Annotated in this window: 10 protein-coding genes and 1 tRNA gene; 5 read left to right on the forward strand and 6 right to left on the reverse strand. The window is 53.1% G+C overall.

Going from position 1 to position 16,008, the window contains the following annotated elements; translation table 11 throughout:
- Window positions 1–117 precede the first annotated feature (117 nt).
- Window positions 118–3,489 carry a dockerin type I domain-containing protein gene (locus AB1483_04600; protein MEW6411739.1) on the forward strand — a complete coding sequence of 1,124 codons (3,372 nt, stop codon included), beginning with the start codon at window positions 118–120 and terminating at the stop codon, window positions 3,487–3,489.
- A 519-nt stretch (window positions 3,490–4,008) separates the two neighbouring features.
- A complete protein-coding gene (locus AB1483_04605; protein MEW6411740.1) occupies window positions 4,009–7,347 on the forward strand; it encodes a dockerin type I domain-containing protein in 3,339 nt (1,112 codons plus the stop codon).
- 545 nt (window positions 7,348–7,892) lie between these two features.
- Here AB1483_04605 and AB1483_04610 read toward each other — a convergent pair.
- The 6 genes from AB1483_04610 to AB1483_04635 all read right to left on the reverse strand — a co-directional run bounded on the left by AB1483_04610 (window position 7,893) and on the right by AB1483_04635 (window position 13,522).
- Window positions 7,893–9,236, reverse strand: a complete 1,344-nt coding sequence (locus tag AB1483_04610; GenBank protein MEW6411741.1) for a hypothetical protein — start codon at window positions 9,234–9,236, stop codon at window positions 7,893–7,895.
- Window positions 9,237–9,424: 188 nt separating this feature from the next.
- On the reverse strand, window positions 9,425–9,766 hold the full coding sequence (locus tag AB1483_04615) for a hypothetical protein (protein ID MEW6411742.1): 342 nt from the start codon (window positions 9,764–9,766) through the stop codon (window positions 9,425–9,427).
- A 523-nt stretch (window positions 9,767–10,289) separates the two neighbouring features.
- Window positions 10,290–10,363, reverse strand: a tRNA-Met gene (locus tag AB1483_04620).
- A 520-nt stretch (window positions 10,364–10,883) separates the two neighbouring features.
- Window positions 10,884–12,278: a dihydrolipoyl dehydrogenase gene (lpdA, locus tag AB1483_04625; GenBank protein ID MEW6411743.1), complete on the reverse strand. Its 1,395-nt coding sequence runs from the start codon at window positions 12,276–12,278 to the stop codon at window positions 10,884–10,886.
- 137 nt (window positions 12,279–12,415) lie between these two features.
- On the reverse strand, window positions 12,416–12,964 hold the full coding sequence (locus tag AB1483_04630) for a hypothetical protein (GenBank protein MEW6411744.1): 549 nt from the start codon (window positions 12,962–12,964) through the stop codon (window positions 12,416–12,418).
- Window positions 12,965–12,973: 9 nt separating this feature from the next.
- Complete coding sequence (locus AB1483_04635) at window positions 12,974–13,522, reverse strand: outer membrane beta-barrel protein (protein MEW6411745.1); 549 nt, start codon at window positions 13,520–13,522, stop codon at window positions 12,974–12,976.
- Window positions 13,523–13,811: 289 nt separating this feature from the next.
- Here AB1483_04635 and AB1483_04640 point away from each other — a divergent pair, with 289 nt between their 5' ends.
- Genes AB1483_04640 through AB1483_04650 form a run of 3 tightly spaced genes read left to right on the forward strand, consistent with a single transcriptional unit; the run spans window position 13,812 to window position 16,006 of the window.
- The gene (locus tag AB1483_04640; protein MEW6411746.1) at window positions 13,812–14,360 is read left to right on the forward strand and encodes a cupin domain-containing protein; all 549 of its coding nucleotides are present in this window, start codon (window positions 13,812–13,814) and stop codon (window positions 14,358–14,360) included.
- A gap of 51 nt (window positions 14,361–14,411) precedes the next feature.
- Window positions 14,412–14,825, forward strand: coding sequence for an adenosylmethionine decarboxylase (gene speD, locus AB1483_04645; GenBank protein ID MEW6411747.1), 414 nt, complete (start codon window positions 14,412–14,414; stop codon window positions 14,823–14,825).
- Between the two features lie 14 nt (window positions 14,826–14,839).
- Window positions 14,840–16,006 carry a type III PLP-dependent enzyme gene (locus AB1483_04650; GenBank protein MEW6411748.1) on the forward strand — a complete coding sequence of 389 codons (1,167 nt, stop codon included), beginning with the start codon at window positions 14,840–14,842 and terminating at the stop codon, window positions 16,004–16,006.
- The last annotated feature ends 2 nt before the right edge of the window (window positions 16,007–16,008 follow it).

Below are 16,008 nucleotides of genomic sequence, written 5' to 3' on the forward strand. Positions count from 1 at the left end.
TCAATGTACATACGCAGGCTCCGGAGATTCTTTCTGATCTGACAATTTGTCATAAAAATAATTACAGTTCCGCAAGGAATAAGTTGGGAACCAATTTACTCTTGAAAGGAGCCATGAATGTTTAGGAGATTCACAACAATTGCCGTTGTCTCCGCCTTGATGATTGCATTCCTGGCGGCGCTAACCTTTGCCGCCCAAAACAAAGGTGATGTCAACAAGGCCTCACGCCTCGGCCAGACTGACTATATGGCCCAGGCCTACTCTTTTGGCGAACAAAAAAAAACCGGCCTTGAAGCTACCGGCAAAAAAGGCGTGATATCGCTGGGCGATGTTTCTTACTCCGCTTCCAGCGCCTCACCCGGACAAACGGTCGGCACCAGCTACTATGACTACCAGCACAACTGCTCCATGGGCCGCATGATCGAAACCGGCCCGCACTCGGGTGTCACCGGCCCGGCGGTGGTCCATTTCAGCTGGATGTACATGGCTTCTGCCGACGACCTCGGCCAGGCGCGATCCTACGCCTACAACGCCTATAGCACGGCTACCCACCAATACGCCGGTGCACACATTCTCCACGACGACGAATACTCCGGCTACGTCAACATCGACGTCACTCCGGACAACCGCGGTATCGTCGGCGGTCACACCGATGTTCACGGCCCGGTAAAATACCAGGCCCAGATGCACTTCGATGACTGCTCGACATGCGAAGACTTCGCGGCCTTCTCCCGCATCCCCGACAGTCTGGCTGCCTACGATCAGGAAGGCGACCTGGAAGCCATGTGGCCCAAGTTCCTCTTCCAGTTCGGTACCGACACCGTACTTCACGTCATTACCCACAACTGGGATTACTACGGCGCTCAGATGTATTTCCGATGCGTAGGCTACGAAGGTCAGGGCGTGTGGGATTACCCGCCGTATGTCGTGGATACCAACCAGTGTATGGCCCACGACCTCACCGGCCCGCGCGTCGGTGACAAGGTCGGCCTGGCCTGGCTGGCCAGTCCCCCTTATCAGGAACCATGGTGTGATACCTGCTCCGGACTGACCGTCTACGATGGTCTCCTCGCCGGTCAGTATGACAACGATGTCTACATCCAGATATCCGACGACCAGGGTGTTACCTGGCAACCCAAGAAAAATCTCACACAGCTGCAAATCGGAGAACCCGGATACAGAGCCTACTGCGATCTCTCAGTCGTGTTTGACAGCGACGAAAACCTGCACGTCGTCTGGAACGGCACCCCCTGGCCCGCCGACACCTGTATCGACGCCGGCGGCCTGTGCTTCACCGAAGACTGGTGGCTGGATCCGGCAAGAATCTTCCACTGGTCCGAGAATATGCCCTACGTCCGCACCGTGCACGATGCCACTTGGCTGCCAAGCGATAGTTGCGGCCCACCGCACTTCTGGTCGGTCCAGGTTGCCAAAATGTCCATCTCCGAATGTAATGGCCGTCTCTACTGCCTCTTCACTCAGTTCAACGATGTCCCTGGCGGCGTCGATGACGACTGCGCCCAGTGGGGATATGACCAGAATAGATGGCCCGGTCCGGCTAACGGCGACTTGTGGATGTGCATCTCGGCCGATGGCGGCATGACTTGGGACGCCGCCCGTAACCTGACCAACTCCTACACCCCACACTGCGACCCGCTCCTCGGCGAAGTCTGTCAGAGCGATTACTGGGCCTCCATGACACGCTGGGGACGGCAGGTACAAACCGGTGAAGATTGGTCCGCCGCTGAAATCGTCGACCCCTCGGGCGGTACCTCCCCCACCGATTACTACCTCGACGTCCAATACGTCAATGACCTCGACGCCGGCACACCCATCTGGGGTGACCCTGACGCCGAAGGCTCATGGACCAACAATCCCATCAAGTGGTTCCGCGTACCATGCGTCGAAGAAATCCGCCTCTGTAACCCGGTCTTCTCCCCGCGTCAAATTGATGATCCGGCCTGGACCAAACCCGGCGTGCAATTCGATACCGCTATCGTAGTTGAGAACATCGGTAACGCCGACTATACCTACTCCATCAGCGTCGAAGAAGACAACGGTACTCCCGGATGGCTGGGCGTGGGCAGTTATTCCGGAAGCATCCCCTCCGGACTCGGCAACACCGAAACCGTGGAGATATCTCTCAACAACGGCGGTGTTCAAACCGAACAGATCGAGTTGATCGGAAGAGTTCTCTTCAACGGTAATCATCCCAGTTCACCGCATATCATCCCTATCAACTTCTTCGTCGTCGACACCATGATCTGGCCGAGTTTCGACACCGTCCACACCAACTGTCTCGCGTTGATCTGCGGCAACAACGGCAATATCGGTCACGATGGCACCCCCGGTGTCACCATGGATTACATCCGTTCGGCTGACTGTGATCCCGAGGCGGTCAACTATATGTATGATGGCTCAGCCCTGGTCGGCTGGATTGACGGTACCGACACCATCTTCAATTATGCCATCTGGGGCGCTTTCTTCACTTCTGATGACTGCTTCCGTCCTCAGGGCGGCCGCATCAACACCACCGAGTGTCTACCCCTGAACGCCGAGGTCTACCACTCCGGCGTTTTCAGCACTCAGGACTCGACCATTGCCCTTGAGAAGGTAGTCGTGGCTCCTCTGGATAATTGCCCGTTCATCATCGAGTACCTGCGGGTTTATTCTTTCGACGGTCTGGCCCACACCGGTCTCATGATCGGAGAAGCCATCGACTGGGATATTCCGTATGACTACCGAGATGACGACACAGCCGCAGCCACCTGGGATGTCTGCAACTACGGTGGAGCCGACCCCGTCAGGGCTCTGCTTTACCAGCAGGGCTACGAGGCTACCTGGGATGATGGAGTCGAGGGTGAGGATTGTCAGGAGAACTCGGATCGCTTCGGCGGCAGTGCCTTTATCGAGTCCTATTTCAACGGCAGTTTCGCTGCCGGCGGACCTTACAGCGGCTTCGTCGGTGAAAACGATTCTCTTCAGACGGCGACCGGATTCTACGCCGGCAGGCTGTATTATGATCTGGCCCAGTCCGGTTTCACGGCCACCGACTCAATCGAGGACTTGCACACGGCCATGTGTTTCACCCCCTCGCTCGATCTCGGCGCCACCGATTACTACGAGGTGGTGACGGTCCTGGCTACGGTTCACGAGGGTACCCTGGCTGACCTGCAGGCAAACATCGATGCCGGCAAGGCCTGGTACACCGCCAACGGCGGCATGACCATATTTGCCGATGTCAACCGCGACGGCGGTATTGACCTTTGCGAAAGCTGCTGTCAGATTATGGGTGACCTCAATGACGACGGCTACCTTGACCCGCTGGATATCACCTTCTTCGTGAACTGGCTGTGGAAGGGTGGTCCGTCACCGATATGCGAAGACGTAGTTGATGTCAACTGTGATCTGGCTGCTGATCCGCTGGATCTGACTTATCTGGTCAACTATGTCTGGAAGGGCGGCCCGCCACCTTGCGGCTGCCATTGACCATAAACATCGTTTGAACGAAAATCCCGGGTGTCTGACACCCGGGATCCAAATACACAGCAGAAAGCCACCCAAAAATCTAATCAGGAGTGGCTTTCTCTCTCTTCGCCATCACAAAAAAATCATGATATCGTAAAGAAACTTTTCTATTTAATAGCACCTTAATTGTCCACTTTGTCCCCTCTTCGAAACTCAACCATCCACACCACAATGATTTAACACACATTATCGCAAATTAACCGGCCGCAAAAAATTTTAACTCTTTTCTGCGAGGTGCGATTGCTCTCTTCACAAATTCTGATTTCATGCGTTCATGTAATATACCTTTCTCGCACCGCGTTCAATTCGGGGAAATAGTAAGAAGCAGTTCTTTGCTCTTTGCGCTTTGACCTTCCTATCGCTTCTACACCAACCGCCACCCCTAGAGAGTTCTTTTATTCTGGCACTCGCTTGCCATTAATATAAACAGTTCCGCGAGGAGCTCGTTGCGAACACTTTTACTCTCGAAAGGAGCGATGAATGTTAGGTAGAGTTACAACCATCCTGGTTGTCTCCGTGCTCGTAGTTGCCGTTATGGCAATGACAGCATTTGCGGCCCAGACAGCGGCCAAAGGCAAAGCATTCAAGAAAATGAGAGGCGCTCAGGCTTATTCCTTCGACGATGGTCATGGGATGAGCCAACCTAACGGCGAACAGAGAGGTCATAGTACCCTCGGAACAGTCCAGTATTTCTCCTCGTCCGCATCGCCAGGGAGAATCGTTGGCGGTACCGTCTATGAGTACCAGCACAACTGTTCCATGGGACGAATGATCGAGACCGGACCGCATTCCGGAATCACCGGCCCGGCAACAGTGCACTTCGGCTGGATGTACATGGCTACAGCCGAAGACTTCAACCACTACCGATCCTACGCCTACAACGCCTACAGCACCGCCAACCACCAGTACGCCGGGGAATATGTCCTACATGAAGACCCCTATTCAGGCTACGTCAACGTGGATGTAACGCCCGATAACCGTGGTATCGTCGGTGGCCATACCGATCTCCACAGTTCCATACCGTATCAGCCGCAGATTCACTTTGACGCCTGTTCGGCTTGCGAAGACTTCGCCGCCTTCGTGCGTGTCCCCGATTCTGTCGCGGGTTACCCGGCAGAAGCAGCTGAAACCTCCTGGCCGAAATTCTTCTTCCAGTTCGGATCCGATACCGTACTTCACATAGCTGCTATGGAAGACGCCGGACGCCTCTATATGAAGTATTTCAGGTGCGTTGGCTATGAGGGCGTGGGCACATGGGACTATCCCCCCTATGTCATCGACACGGTCGAAGATATCGCTCAAGATATCACCGGTGAGAGACTCGGTGACCGCGTCTGTATGTCGTGGTTCGCCTGCCCGCCATATCAAGAACCATGGTGCGATACCTGCTCCGGACTGCCTACCCCCGGATACGATGGTACCGGATGGGCTCAGATGGACAACGATATATACATCCAGACTTCCGATGATCAGGGCGTAACGTGGAATCCCCGACAGAACATAACCAACGTGGGGCCCTATGGCGAACCCGCCTGGAAAGCCTATTGTGATGCTTCCATCCTGTTTGACCAATCCGGTTATCTCCACCTCATTTGGCACGGATGCCCGTGGCCGGCTGACCCGGAACTCGACGCCATATTCGAGGAAGATTGGGACCAGGTCGAAGCCCGTCTGTTCCACTGGTCCGAAAACGTACCGTACATCCGTACTATCGCGGACCACAACTACTCGTCCGGCGATAGCTGCGGACCTCCGATCTGGGGTATTAACGTCGCCAAGATGACTCTATCTGAATGTGACGGTAAACTCTATGCCCTCTTCACCCAATTTAACGACATCCCGAACAATGTCGAAAACGACTGCGCCGAATGGGGTTATCCCGATGTCTACTGGGGCGCCGCTAATGGCGACCTCTGGGTGTCCATATCCTCCGACGGCGGTATGACGTGGGATGCCCAACGTAACCTGACCAACTCCTACAGCCCCCATTGCGACCCCGTAGCTGGCGAAGACTGCCAGAACGACTACTGGGCCTCAATGGTACGCTGGGGACGTCAGGTGCAAACCGGTGAGGACTGGTCCGCCGCCGAAATCGTCGACCCGTCCGGCGGGGCATCTCCGACCGACTTTTACCTCGACATCCAGTATGTAAACGATATCGACGCTGGCGGTGCCGTACAGGACGAAGGCACCTGGCAGTACTGCCCGATCAAATGGTTCCGCATGCCGTGTGTTGAGCCCGTCGCCGCGCCGCTGGCTATTTTCACTCCTACCAGGTACGGCGATCCGGCCTGGGGTCACCCCGGTGAGCAGGTCGACTCGTTCATCACAATCGAAAACGCCGGTAACATGGAACTCAACTGGACCGCCACGGTCGAAGAATACAACGGCGCTGCCGGTTGGCTGCGAATGGGAAGCTACGCCGGCACCATCCCCTCGGGCATGGGCAACGTTGCCACGGCCGAAGTCATCTTCAACTATGGTGGCGCCCAGACCGAACACATCGTGCTCGAAGGTGCTCTGGTTTTCAACGGTAACGATCCGAAATTACCTAAGACCATACCGGTTAGTTTCATAGTCACCGACACCGTCCAACCTCCCGTTTTCGACACCGTTCACACCGATTGTCTGGCCCTGATGGTGTCGTCGACCGGGAATATGGGTAACAGCGGCCGGGCCGGAGTTACAATGGACTACATCAGATCCGGTGACTGCGATCCCAACGCTACCAATTACCTGTACGACGGTTCTCCCGTCATTGGGTGGATTAACGATGGCGACACGGCCTTCAACTGGGCCATTTGGGACGCCACCTGGCTTAACGACAAAGGCTTCCGCCCACAGTACGGCGAACTGCCGACCAAAACTTGTGAGCCCCTCAATGCCGAGGTGTTCCACTCCGGTATATTCACAACACACGACACCACGATCGCATTCGAGAAAATCTCCGTCGCTCCGCTGGATGACTGTCCATTCGTCCTGCAGTATATGAAAGTATACTCGTTTGACGGCAATGCTCATTCCGGCCTCATGATCGGCGAAGGAATCGACTGGGATATCCCGTGGGATTACCACGACGATGATCCCGAAGGCGATGTCTGGACCGTGTGCAACTATGGCGGCTTTGATGTCACCAGAAGCCTCGTGTACCAACAGGGATATGAGGCATCCTGGGATAACGGCGATCCTGATGCCGACTGTCAGAGAAACGATGCTCGCTTTGGCGGCAACGCCTTTGTTGAATCATACTTCAACGGCGCTCACGCCGCCAGCGTCCCCTACAGCGGTTTTGTCCAGGAAAACGAACTGCTGCAGAGTGTCGATGGCTTCATAGCTGGTCTCTTTTACCAGGAGATGATGAATCCGGGCTTGTCCGCCACCGACTCTATTGAAGACCTGCACTCGGCCATGTGCTTCACACCCTCGCTGGACCTCGGCGCCACCGACTACTACGAGGTTGTGACGGTTCTGGCCACAGTACATGAAGGCGATCTTGGGGATCTGCTGGCCGCCGTTGACGCCGGCAAGGCCTGGTACACCGCCAACGGCGGCATGACCATGTTTGCCGATGTCGATGGCGAAAACGGAATCGACGTATGCGGGTTCTGCTGCGAAATCATGGGCGACCTCAACGACGATAAGTATCTCGACCCGCTGGATATCACCTTCTTCGTGAACTGGCTGTGGAAGGGTGGCCCGCCACCGCCTTGCGAAGACCAGGTCGATGTTAACGGCGATGGAGCCGATGACCCGCTCGATCTTACCCATCTTGTAAACTATGTTTGGAAAGGCGGCCCACCACCGGTGCCATGTCAATGATCTTGGCGCCTGGGCAAACGACTTTATTGGAGTAAAAACACAGAAATAGCGCGATTGCTTGAGCAGGCCTTACCAAAAAGGCCTGCTCAATTCAAAACCTCGGGATTTGGACGGTCCTGAGATTTAGAAAAAACAACAAAGCCACTTCGACACAAACCGAAGTGGCTTTCTTTTTACTGAACATTCTATTCCACTGAATTTCTTGTTCTACTGGACTTTCTACCTCACTGGATTCATTTCCCTGCTGGACTTACCCCCTCATCGTATCCACTGCCCGCTGAACTTACTTCCTCGGCTGGTCTACAGCAGCCGCAGGGCAGAACCCTCTTCCACAAAAGATCATAATCGTAAGCGGTTCTGCCAATCTCGGATATTAACGCTTTCAACACCTCGATACGATTGAAGGGTCTTTTCACCACTTATGAATCGTCTACTTGACAGGGAAGTTCATGCGCCCTCCAGCCAAGTTCCATCGCCCGTCCAGGAGAATTCCACGTAGGCTCCAGTAGTGTCGCCTGACCCGGCCAGCGGTTTTCCGCACTAAATCATTCGCCTAATGGCTTTTTGGGCGTAAATTTACGTCGAACAGCTATAACTAGAAAAGAGAGCAGTACGACATTTGTAGCTGTTTCAAAGATGAGAACTACCTTCTGCAAGCTGTCTGACGCTGGCGACAACTCATGCTTTCGGTCGATTGTTGAAAGAGATAGGTTGGACCCAACCGTTGACCAATAATCACTCCAGAAGTGAGAAGGGTAGCCGCTCAAAGTAATATCGTAATTCACGTGCTTTATCACTTCCTGTCCGTTCACTTCCCTATGCACGTTAATACCCAGACTGAGCAACCAGAGCGGAAAAAGCGCCCATACAATACATAACCATAAAACGGGGCGCCAGACCGATGCACCGAAGTTGGATACCAATTGATAACATCTGCTTAGGAATCTTGATACCCGACCATAATCAGAAACTCTGCGTCTTAATACAAGCTGCCCGACATAGAAGTGATTCGCCAGGTCGAAATCCGAATGGTCATAGAAATACTTTTCGAGATATCGATAACAGTCGATTACCTTGATCGGATCACTTTTGTGCTGGATCTCGTCTCTTATCATTTTTCTTGGCCAGGGTCGCCACCACTTTTTATCTTCGTACCACTTTTGGATATTGGAGAACTCTATTCTAACCTGGTCTCTGGGGAGACTAGATATCTTCAGTCCCTGGAGATTGGCCGCGCTAAGTCGCATTCCCGCAATCTCTCCGGCGAATCGAAACTCAAGATTGGCTAGTCCGTGAAATTCGCATTGGTGAAAGTTGAGCCACTCATTAGGTGAATCGAATGCCAGAGTAGCCCAGGCGAAAATCGCTACATCTTTAAACTTCGTTGCAATGAACTCCGGCATGGCGTGAAAGTGGCAGGCCCGAAATCTCACTTCCTTGTGAAAAATCGCACTCGTGAAAATCACTCTATCTTGAAAGTGTACCTGCTTCTGCCGGTCATAGGGGTTGTTGTCGTCGCTAAAATCAGCCGTTCCCAGGAACTCCGACCCGAAAAAGGTCGTATAGCTCGGAAAGTGAATACCACGAAACGAGACATCCCCGTAGAATTTGCATTGCGGCGCATAGAAAGGCTTGCGTACAGCTGCCGGATACTTGAATTCCACCTTTGGAAACACAAATCCCGCGAGATCAATATCTTTGCACTCTTGAGCGGAACTCTGGCGTCTGATCTCCTCTAAAATTGGCTCTAGAGGTTTGTCAGGATCATCCAGGTGAAAGATGCAATACCCATCCTTGACGGCCTCCCGCCCGCACCGACGATCCAATGGGCTGAAGTTGACGCCCTGCCGTATTGCTATCTGATATCTTATACTACAGGTTTCTGGCATTCATTCCTCTCTAGGCGACAACTATTCGTCCTAAATATAATCCAGCAGCCGTAGGGCAGAACCCTCTTCCACAAAAGATCATAATCGTCAGCGGTTCTGCCAAGAGCCTTGCCTGAACTAGGAATCGGCATTATTCGACCTCCCTCACACTAACGGTATTTCAGGGTAATAAACAGGTGCCTTCTTGCTCAGTCTACCTTGTTATCTCCGCTACCAATTATTCTATCCCAGGCTTCACAATACTCGTCTGAATCGTAAAACTTCGCACTCAGCCACCAAGACACTTGACCGTCTTTTTCATTGTGGACCGCATTGCTTCGGACTTCCTGGGCGGTCAAAACAAACGCGCTGGGTTCATCGTGGACGTTGTACAAGACCACCCAAAAGTCTCCCATGATCTTCTCAACCGAATTACCCAAGGGCACGTCCATTCGCCGACTGAGAGATTTCACCTGCACTCCAACATAATTGGAGCCGGTAGAGTCATAAGCGACCAAGTCAATACCTCGCGCATTCCTGGCTGTTGGCATGACATTCCAACCCAACTGCGACAGCCTAAAACAGACGTAGTGCAATCCGACGTTTCCCGTAATTTGGGGACTTCTCTTGGTTTTCTCTGGCACCCTATTATCTCCCCTTCTTGCCGCGCAACTTATCCAACTTCACCCATTCACCGTTCATGTCTTTGTACGTCCAAAATCGCCAGCCATTGGTTATACCTTAATGCCATAATTCCAGCTTCTGTGGTTTCTTGAGGTACCACCGAATTTAAGCTCGTCGGCAACCAACTTATCGACTGCGCTGTTTACTAAACCTTACGATAGCAGTTGATTCCAGAATGCCTGGTTGACTGAGAAGTAGTGCCGGTTCCGACTTGATCCGGTCGCAGGGTTCAGACCTGCGAAAAGTGTCAAGACCCGTTCTCAAGAACGGCACTAGATTCGACTCTTCCATTGGAGGATCCTCCCAGATTATATGTCACAATCCCGTCACATGGTCGTTTTAAGTAGGATACTGAAGTTGTAAGTGATTTTCAAGTAAAAGGATAAATAATAGCGGTGCAGGGACTTGAACCCCGGACACGCGGATTATGATTCCGCTGCTCTAACCAGCTGAGCTACACCGCCATTATCAACCAAACTCGTAGCCAGTCAATTTATCAAAAATCGCGGCTTAGTCAAGAAATTACTACCAACACAAAAAAAATCCACACCGCATCTCACATCGACTCACAGCGTGGATATAGCCTATCAAAAAAGGGCCGGAACAAGCTCTACTCAATCGAAAAAGGAGTTCCCCCTCACTAGGAACTCCTTTCTCTCCACCTCTTAAATACCCTTCACCGCCATACTAATATTTAAGAGCAACTAACTTCGTCCCAATATGAAACAACTTGCGTGCCAAAAGAACAATCAGGACTCAAAAGGACCGTAACTCGTTAGAACATACGAATCTTCCGGCACGAACCTTGCCTCGATATTCACACCATTAACGACAAAACGCACCTAATGCGCCATCCCGGTACGTCCCATACGGTACGGCGACTACGTATCCCATTGAATTACATGCGAATAGCTGCCCAAAAATTAGACAGACAAACACGATTGGCCGAAAAGCAGATTTTCCCACCCCGTTAAGTTCTGCGCCCTATTTCTTCTTCGCCAGATGTACCGACATCCCATGAAGGTCGTGTGATGCCTCCATTATCGACTCCGAAATCACGGGATGACCAAAGATCAATGATCCAAGCTCCGTGACCGTTAAACCCCGATTAATGGCAAGCGCCGCCGCGTGTATAATCTCCGTAGCGTGAACTCCCACTATATGCACACCTAATAGCTTGTCAGTCTTGCGATCACCTATCACCTTCACCTCCCCGGCAATTTCATTCTCAGCATGCGCTTTGCCCAATACCCTGAGCGGAAAACGACCAACCGCCACCTCATATTTCTCAGCCGCCTCGGCCTCACGCATACCCACCGAGGCTACCTCGGGATGAGTGAAGATCACCGATGGCACCCCCAGATAATTCACCTCCGCCTTCTCCCCCAGCGCATTATCAACCGCCACCGACCCATCGTGTACCGCCGTATAAGCCAGAAGTATCTTGCCCCGCACGTCACCAATGGCAAATATGTTGTCGACGCTCGTCCGCATGTCAGCCGATGTCTTGATCGAACGGTTCTTCTCCAATTCCACCCCGACTTCCTCAAGACCGAGACCTTCAGTATTAAACGACCGGCCAACAGCCACCAGCACCTGGTTACAGTCGACAGATTTACCATTAGATAGAACAGCGAGAACCCCGGCCTCACCGGGCTTAACAGACTCCACCTTGGTCGAGGTGTGCACCGCAACCTTCATCTTCTTAAGTTCCCGCTCCATGACCTTCGAGGTATCCGCATCCTCCATCGGGAGCACCCGCTCCAGCATCTCCACCACCGTCACCTCGACATCCAGAAGCGATAGCATGCACGCCCACTCGCAACCAATGACGCCCGCGCCTATTATCAGCATGGACTTCGGAAGGTTCCCCAGCTCCAGAAGATGATCCGATGTTAAAATACGTTTGCCGTCCACCGGAAACCCGGGAATGTTCGCGCTGCGAGAACCGGTCGCTATTATGATGTTATCCGTCTGAAGCTCGGTTTCCCTATCGTTCTCGTCAGTGACAATCACCGAATTTTTTCCGCCGATTCTGCCATAACCGGCGAAATGCTCCACTCCATGCGATTTGAAAAGCTGCCCGATCCCCCCAACCAGCATGCCCACAATCTTGTCTTTGCGAGCGCGCATGGCCACCCAGTCGTAAACCGGCGGCGAAGAAAGCGTTATACCGAATGTCGATGCTTCCTTCATCCGCTTATACTGCTCGGCCGATGCTATCAGGGCCTTCGACGGAATACACCCCTTATTCAGACACACTCCGCCCAGCTTGTCCCCCTCCACCACCGCAACTTTAGCTCCCTTCAAGGCAGCCCTGATTCCAGCCGTGTAACCACCCGGGCCGCCGCCAATAATTACTATATTGTACTTGTCTATCGCTAAACTCCTTTTTCAGTATCGCCTCTGTCTGCCACTAAACTTACTACGATTCCACCGCGCAGGCAAGCTGTGAGATAATAAAAAAGCCGGCCTCTTTTCATTCGAAGCCGGCTCAATACTGTATTCTGGCGTAATTACGATGAAGCGCTGACCATCAACCAGATAATTACCCGGCCCGAGTCAACACTGAAATTCACCGAGGATCCTCCGGTGCTCACGCCATAAAAATTGAACTGGCCGGTCAGCGCCAGAGCCTTCATTACATCAATATTCTCGATATAATCAAAAGACTCACCCACGGTAATGTGCCGCGACGACCCGGCCGGTATCGTTATATCCTTCAAAATCCGCGTCGGTGTCGTGAGAGCATCAAAACACGCCCTGGTCGGGCAAATACCCAGGTCGTCATACTCATCAACATACCCGTCAAAAGTAACAGCCGTTTCTTCATTGTTGGTCAGATAGATATCAAAGGCCACCAGTTCGACAAACTCAATATCGTCCTGATGATCCTCCCAATCGGGATTCGTGGTCACGTCAATTGCCCGATAATAAAAATCACCCGCGCCCGATACATCAAAATCCTCGTCGATCATGTACGTTATCGAGACAATCCCGCATCCGGCGAGTAGGATGAGGACCGTCAGGCTGAGAACGAAGTATTTGCTTAAAGACTTCATCATGACCTCCTCCTACATTCCGAAGTTATAGTTTACGCCAATAGTGGCCGTGACTGACTTCTTGGAGCCGCCGTCGTCATATGGTATGACATGAGCAACTCCCCTGACATCAGCTGAAATCAACGGTGTGAAACCGATGTTGAACCCCAGGCCGGCCGACCAGCCGAGATTGGTTTCATCCTGATCCGTCTGGTCGCGCTTGACATTATAAAACCCGGCGCCGACCACCGCGAACATCGAAAAGCCCTTGCCGCCAAATGGCGCGCCCAACGTCGCGTCGATTCCATAAGCCGTGACCTTGGAACCATCCAGATTGAGCGTCAGAATGTCACTCTCCGGCTCCCCAAAACTGGTGAACGCAATCTTCGGCTCGAGCGTGATGATCGGCAAGGCCTTTAACCTTCCCCTGAAACCAAAAACCGTCCCCTGCGCCTGGTCGTCCTGACCTACCGGTGCGTCAAGACCACCAAACACGCCGACTCCGAGCTTAACGCCCGTTTGCGCTGTCGCCAATGGACATACCAGCAACAGCAGGACAATCAACACTACCGCTTTCTTCATTAACCCTCCTTGTGGAGTTATGTTGAGCGAAATTACCCGGCGAGTCAGACACTGTTGACATTGATTCCCGCCACACCCCGACAGCCCTGCAAATGCGCGTCAGGATAGCTAATAGAAAATACGACAATTGTTTGTCACTGTGAACAAAAAAAATAAAGACAACCGTTAAAAATTGCTTGACATCTCCCGCTGATCAGTTATTTTTGGTCGCTTTTACTAAACAAAATGGACGCTTATATTAAACCATTTTGAGGATACGTATAAAGGTTATAGAAGCCAAAGATTCGAAATGGAACTGAACATCGGAAGTAAAATCAAGGCGCTCCGGCTGGCCTCGGACCTGACCCAGGAAGAACTGGCCAACCGCGCCGGGCTGACCAAAGGGTTCATCTCCCAGCTGGAGAATGAGAAGTTTCAGACTTCCATCTCCCTGGATTCGCTGGCCGATATTCTCGAGGCCCTCGGCATCGGCCTGGCAGAGTTCTTTGGCGAGGAAACCGAAGAACAGGCCATCTTCAGAGTCGAAGATCGTGTCCAGGTCGAGGGTACCGGCGCCAGCTCGTTCGAGCTTTTGATACCCGGGTCCACTAACAACCTGATGGACCCCATTCTGGTGACCCTGGGCGCCGGCGAGAAGCTCGAAAAGCGCGACCCGCACCCGGGCGAGCAGTTCGGTTTTGTTTTGAAAGGCACCATAACGCTGATTCTGAGCAAGAAGAGCTACAAGGTTGGCCGCAACAATTGCTTTTACTTCACCTCGAATCAGCCGCACCAGATAGTGAATAAGAGCGATGGCGAGGCATCATTTTTGTGGATTACCTCGCCACCGCAGATGTAGTATATAATCGTTAACACGCAACTCTAACCGTATGGAAGGAGGGATCGAAAAATGAAGATTCTCGGACGTCATTTAATCGCCGAGCTTGCCGAGTGCGACCATCAGGTCCTCGACAATCTACCTCAACTCGAACAGTACCTGAACGAATCCGTTCGCCGCTCGGGCGCAACCATAGTTAAGTCCGTGTTTCACAGATACAATCCCCAGGGTGTCTCCGGTGTGGTAGTCATCGCCGAGTCTCACATTTCGATCCACACCTGGCCGGAATACGGATACGCCGCGGTGGATTTCTTCACCTGCGGCGACTCAGTCGACCCCTACAAGGCCTACGACTATCTGAAAGGCATGCTGCGCTCGAAAAGCGGCTCGCTGACCGAACTCAACCGTGGCTTACCATCGGCAAGCGATGAAGTAATCAGCCACAAGCCAACCGGTCACCTGAAAACCGCCGCGGCGGTCAAATAGACAGGGGGTCAATCATGACTCACTCGGTACAATTCTCTGTCATTGAACAGAGCGCCCGCTCGCGTGGTGTCAACACCGACCCGATGCGGGAGATGCTCTCCAGAACCGACCTGGATACGCCGGTTCTGCTGATGTCGCGTTCGCAGATTGCCCGCAACTTCGACCGCCTCCAGATGGCCATGCCGCGCGTAAAACTCCATTACGCCGTCAAGCCCAACAGCCACGAGGCTATCGTCAGCGAGGTTTACAACCGGGGCGGGAATTTCGATGTCTGCTCGGCGGGCGAAATCAAAACCGTCGGCAAAACCGGCATCGACCCGGCGTCACTGATACATTCGCACCCGATCAAATCCATCCCCGAGTTCGACTATGCCGTCAACAGCGGGCTGGAGATGTTCGTGGTGGACAACCCCGATGAAGTCAAAAAGCTGGCGCGTTACGAAAAGAAACTGAAAATACTGGTCCGCTTCCGGATCAACACCAATACCAGCGCGGTGGTCAACCTGCAGTACAAGTACGGCTGCCACGTGAAGGAAGTCCTGCCGCTGGCCCGCATGATCAAAGACGCCGGGCACGAATTCTACGGCCTGTGCTTTCACATCGGCTCGCAGTGCGTCTACAGCGAAAACTACACCAAAGCCATCCGGGCCGCGCACAGCCTTATCCAGCAGCTCGACATGGAAGGTTTCGACACCCGCCTTCTGGATATCGGCGGCGGTTTTCCGGTTGAATACGACGAACCCGTGCCCGAAATCGAGGACTTCTGCAAACCGATAGTCCGCGCCCTCGACAAGCACATCCGCCCCGGCATCAAAGTCATCAGCGAACCGGGACGATACATCGCCGCCACACCCACAACCCTGATCTGCTCCGTTATCGGCAAATCGGTCCGCGACGGTAAAATCTGGTACTATATGGACGATGGTCTCTACTCCACTTTCTCCGGCATCCTCTACGACCATTGCCAGTACCCAGTCGTGACCGACAAGGAAGGCGAGCACAAACTGTCCGTTCTCGCCGGACCAACCTGCGACTCGTTCGATGTCATGTACGATGGCCTGATGATCCCCGAGCACAATGTCGGTGACCGGCTGATGTTCATGGCGACCGGCGCGTATTGCGAGGTTTCCGGCTCGAATTTCAACGCCCTGCGCCGTCCGGAGTACCTCGTCTTAGAATAAGG

This window comes from Candidatus Zixiibacteriota bacterium (assembly GCA_040756055.1).
Taxonomy (GTDB): Bacteria; Zixibacteria; MSB-5A5; order GN15; family FEB-12.

Bases quoted from the DNA above. Each gene is read 5' to 3' on its own strand.
- AB1483_04600 (MEW6411739.1), top strand. From the start codon at position 118: ATGTTTAGGAGATTCACAACAATTGCCGTTGTCTCCGCCTTGATGATT.
- AB1483_04605 (MEW6411740.1), top strand. From the start codon at position 4,009: ATGTTAGGTAGAGTTACAACCATCCTGGTTGTCTCCGTGCTCGTAGTT.
- AB1483_04610 (MEW6411741.1), bottom strand. From the start codon at position 9,236: ATGCCAGAAACCTGTAGTATAAGATATCAGATAGCAATACGGCAGGGC.
- AB1483_04615 (MEW6411742.1), bottom strand. From the start codon at position 9,766: ATGCCAACAGCCAGGAATGCGCGAGGTATTGACTTGGTCGCTTATGAC.
- AB1483_04630 (MEW6411744.1), bottom strand. From the start codon at position 12,964: ATGATGAAGTCTTTAAGCAAATACTTCGTTCTCAGCCTGACGGTCCTC.
- AB1483_04635 (MEW6411745.1), bottom strand. From the start codon at position 13,522: ATGAAGAAAGCGGTAGTGTTGATTGTCCTGCTGTTGCTGGTATGTCCA.
- AB1483_04640 (MEW6411746.1), top strand. From the start codon at position 13,812: ATGGAACTGAACATCGGAAGTAAAATCAAGGCGCTCCGGCTGGCCTCG.
- speD (MEW6411747.1), top strand. From the start codon at position 14,412: ATGAAGATTCTCGGACGTCATTTAATCGCCGAGCTTGCCGAGTGCGAC.
- AB1483_04650 (MEW6411748.1), top strand. From the start codon at position 14,840: ATGACTCACTCGGTACAATTCTCTGTCATTGAACAGAGCGCCCGCTCG.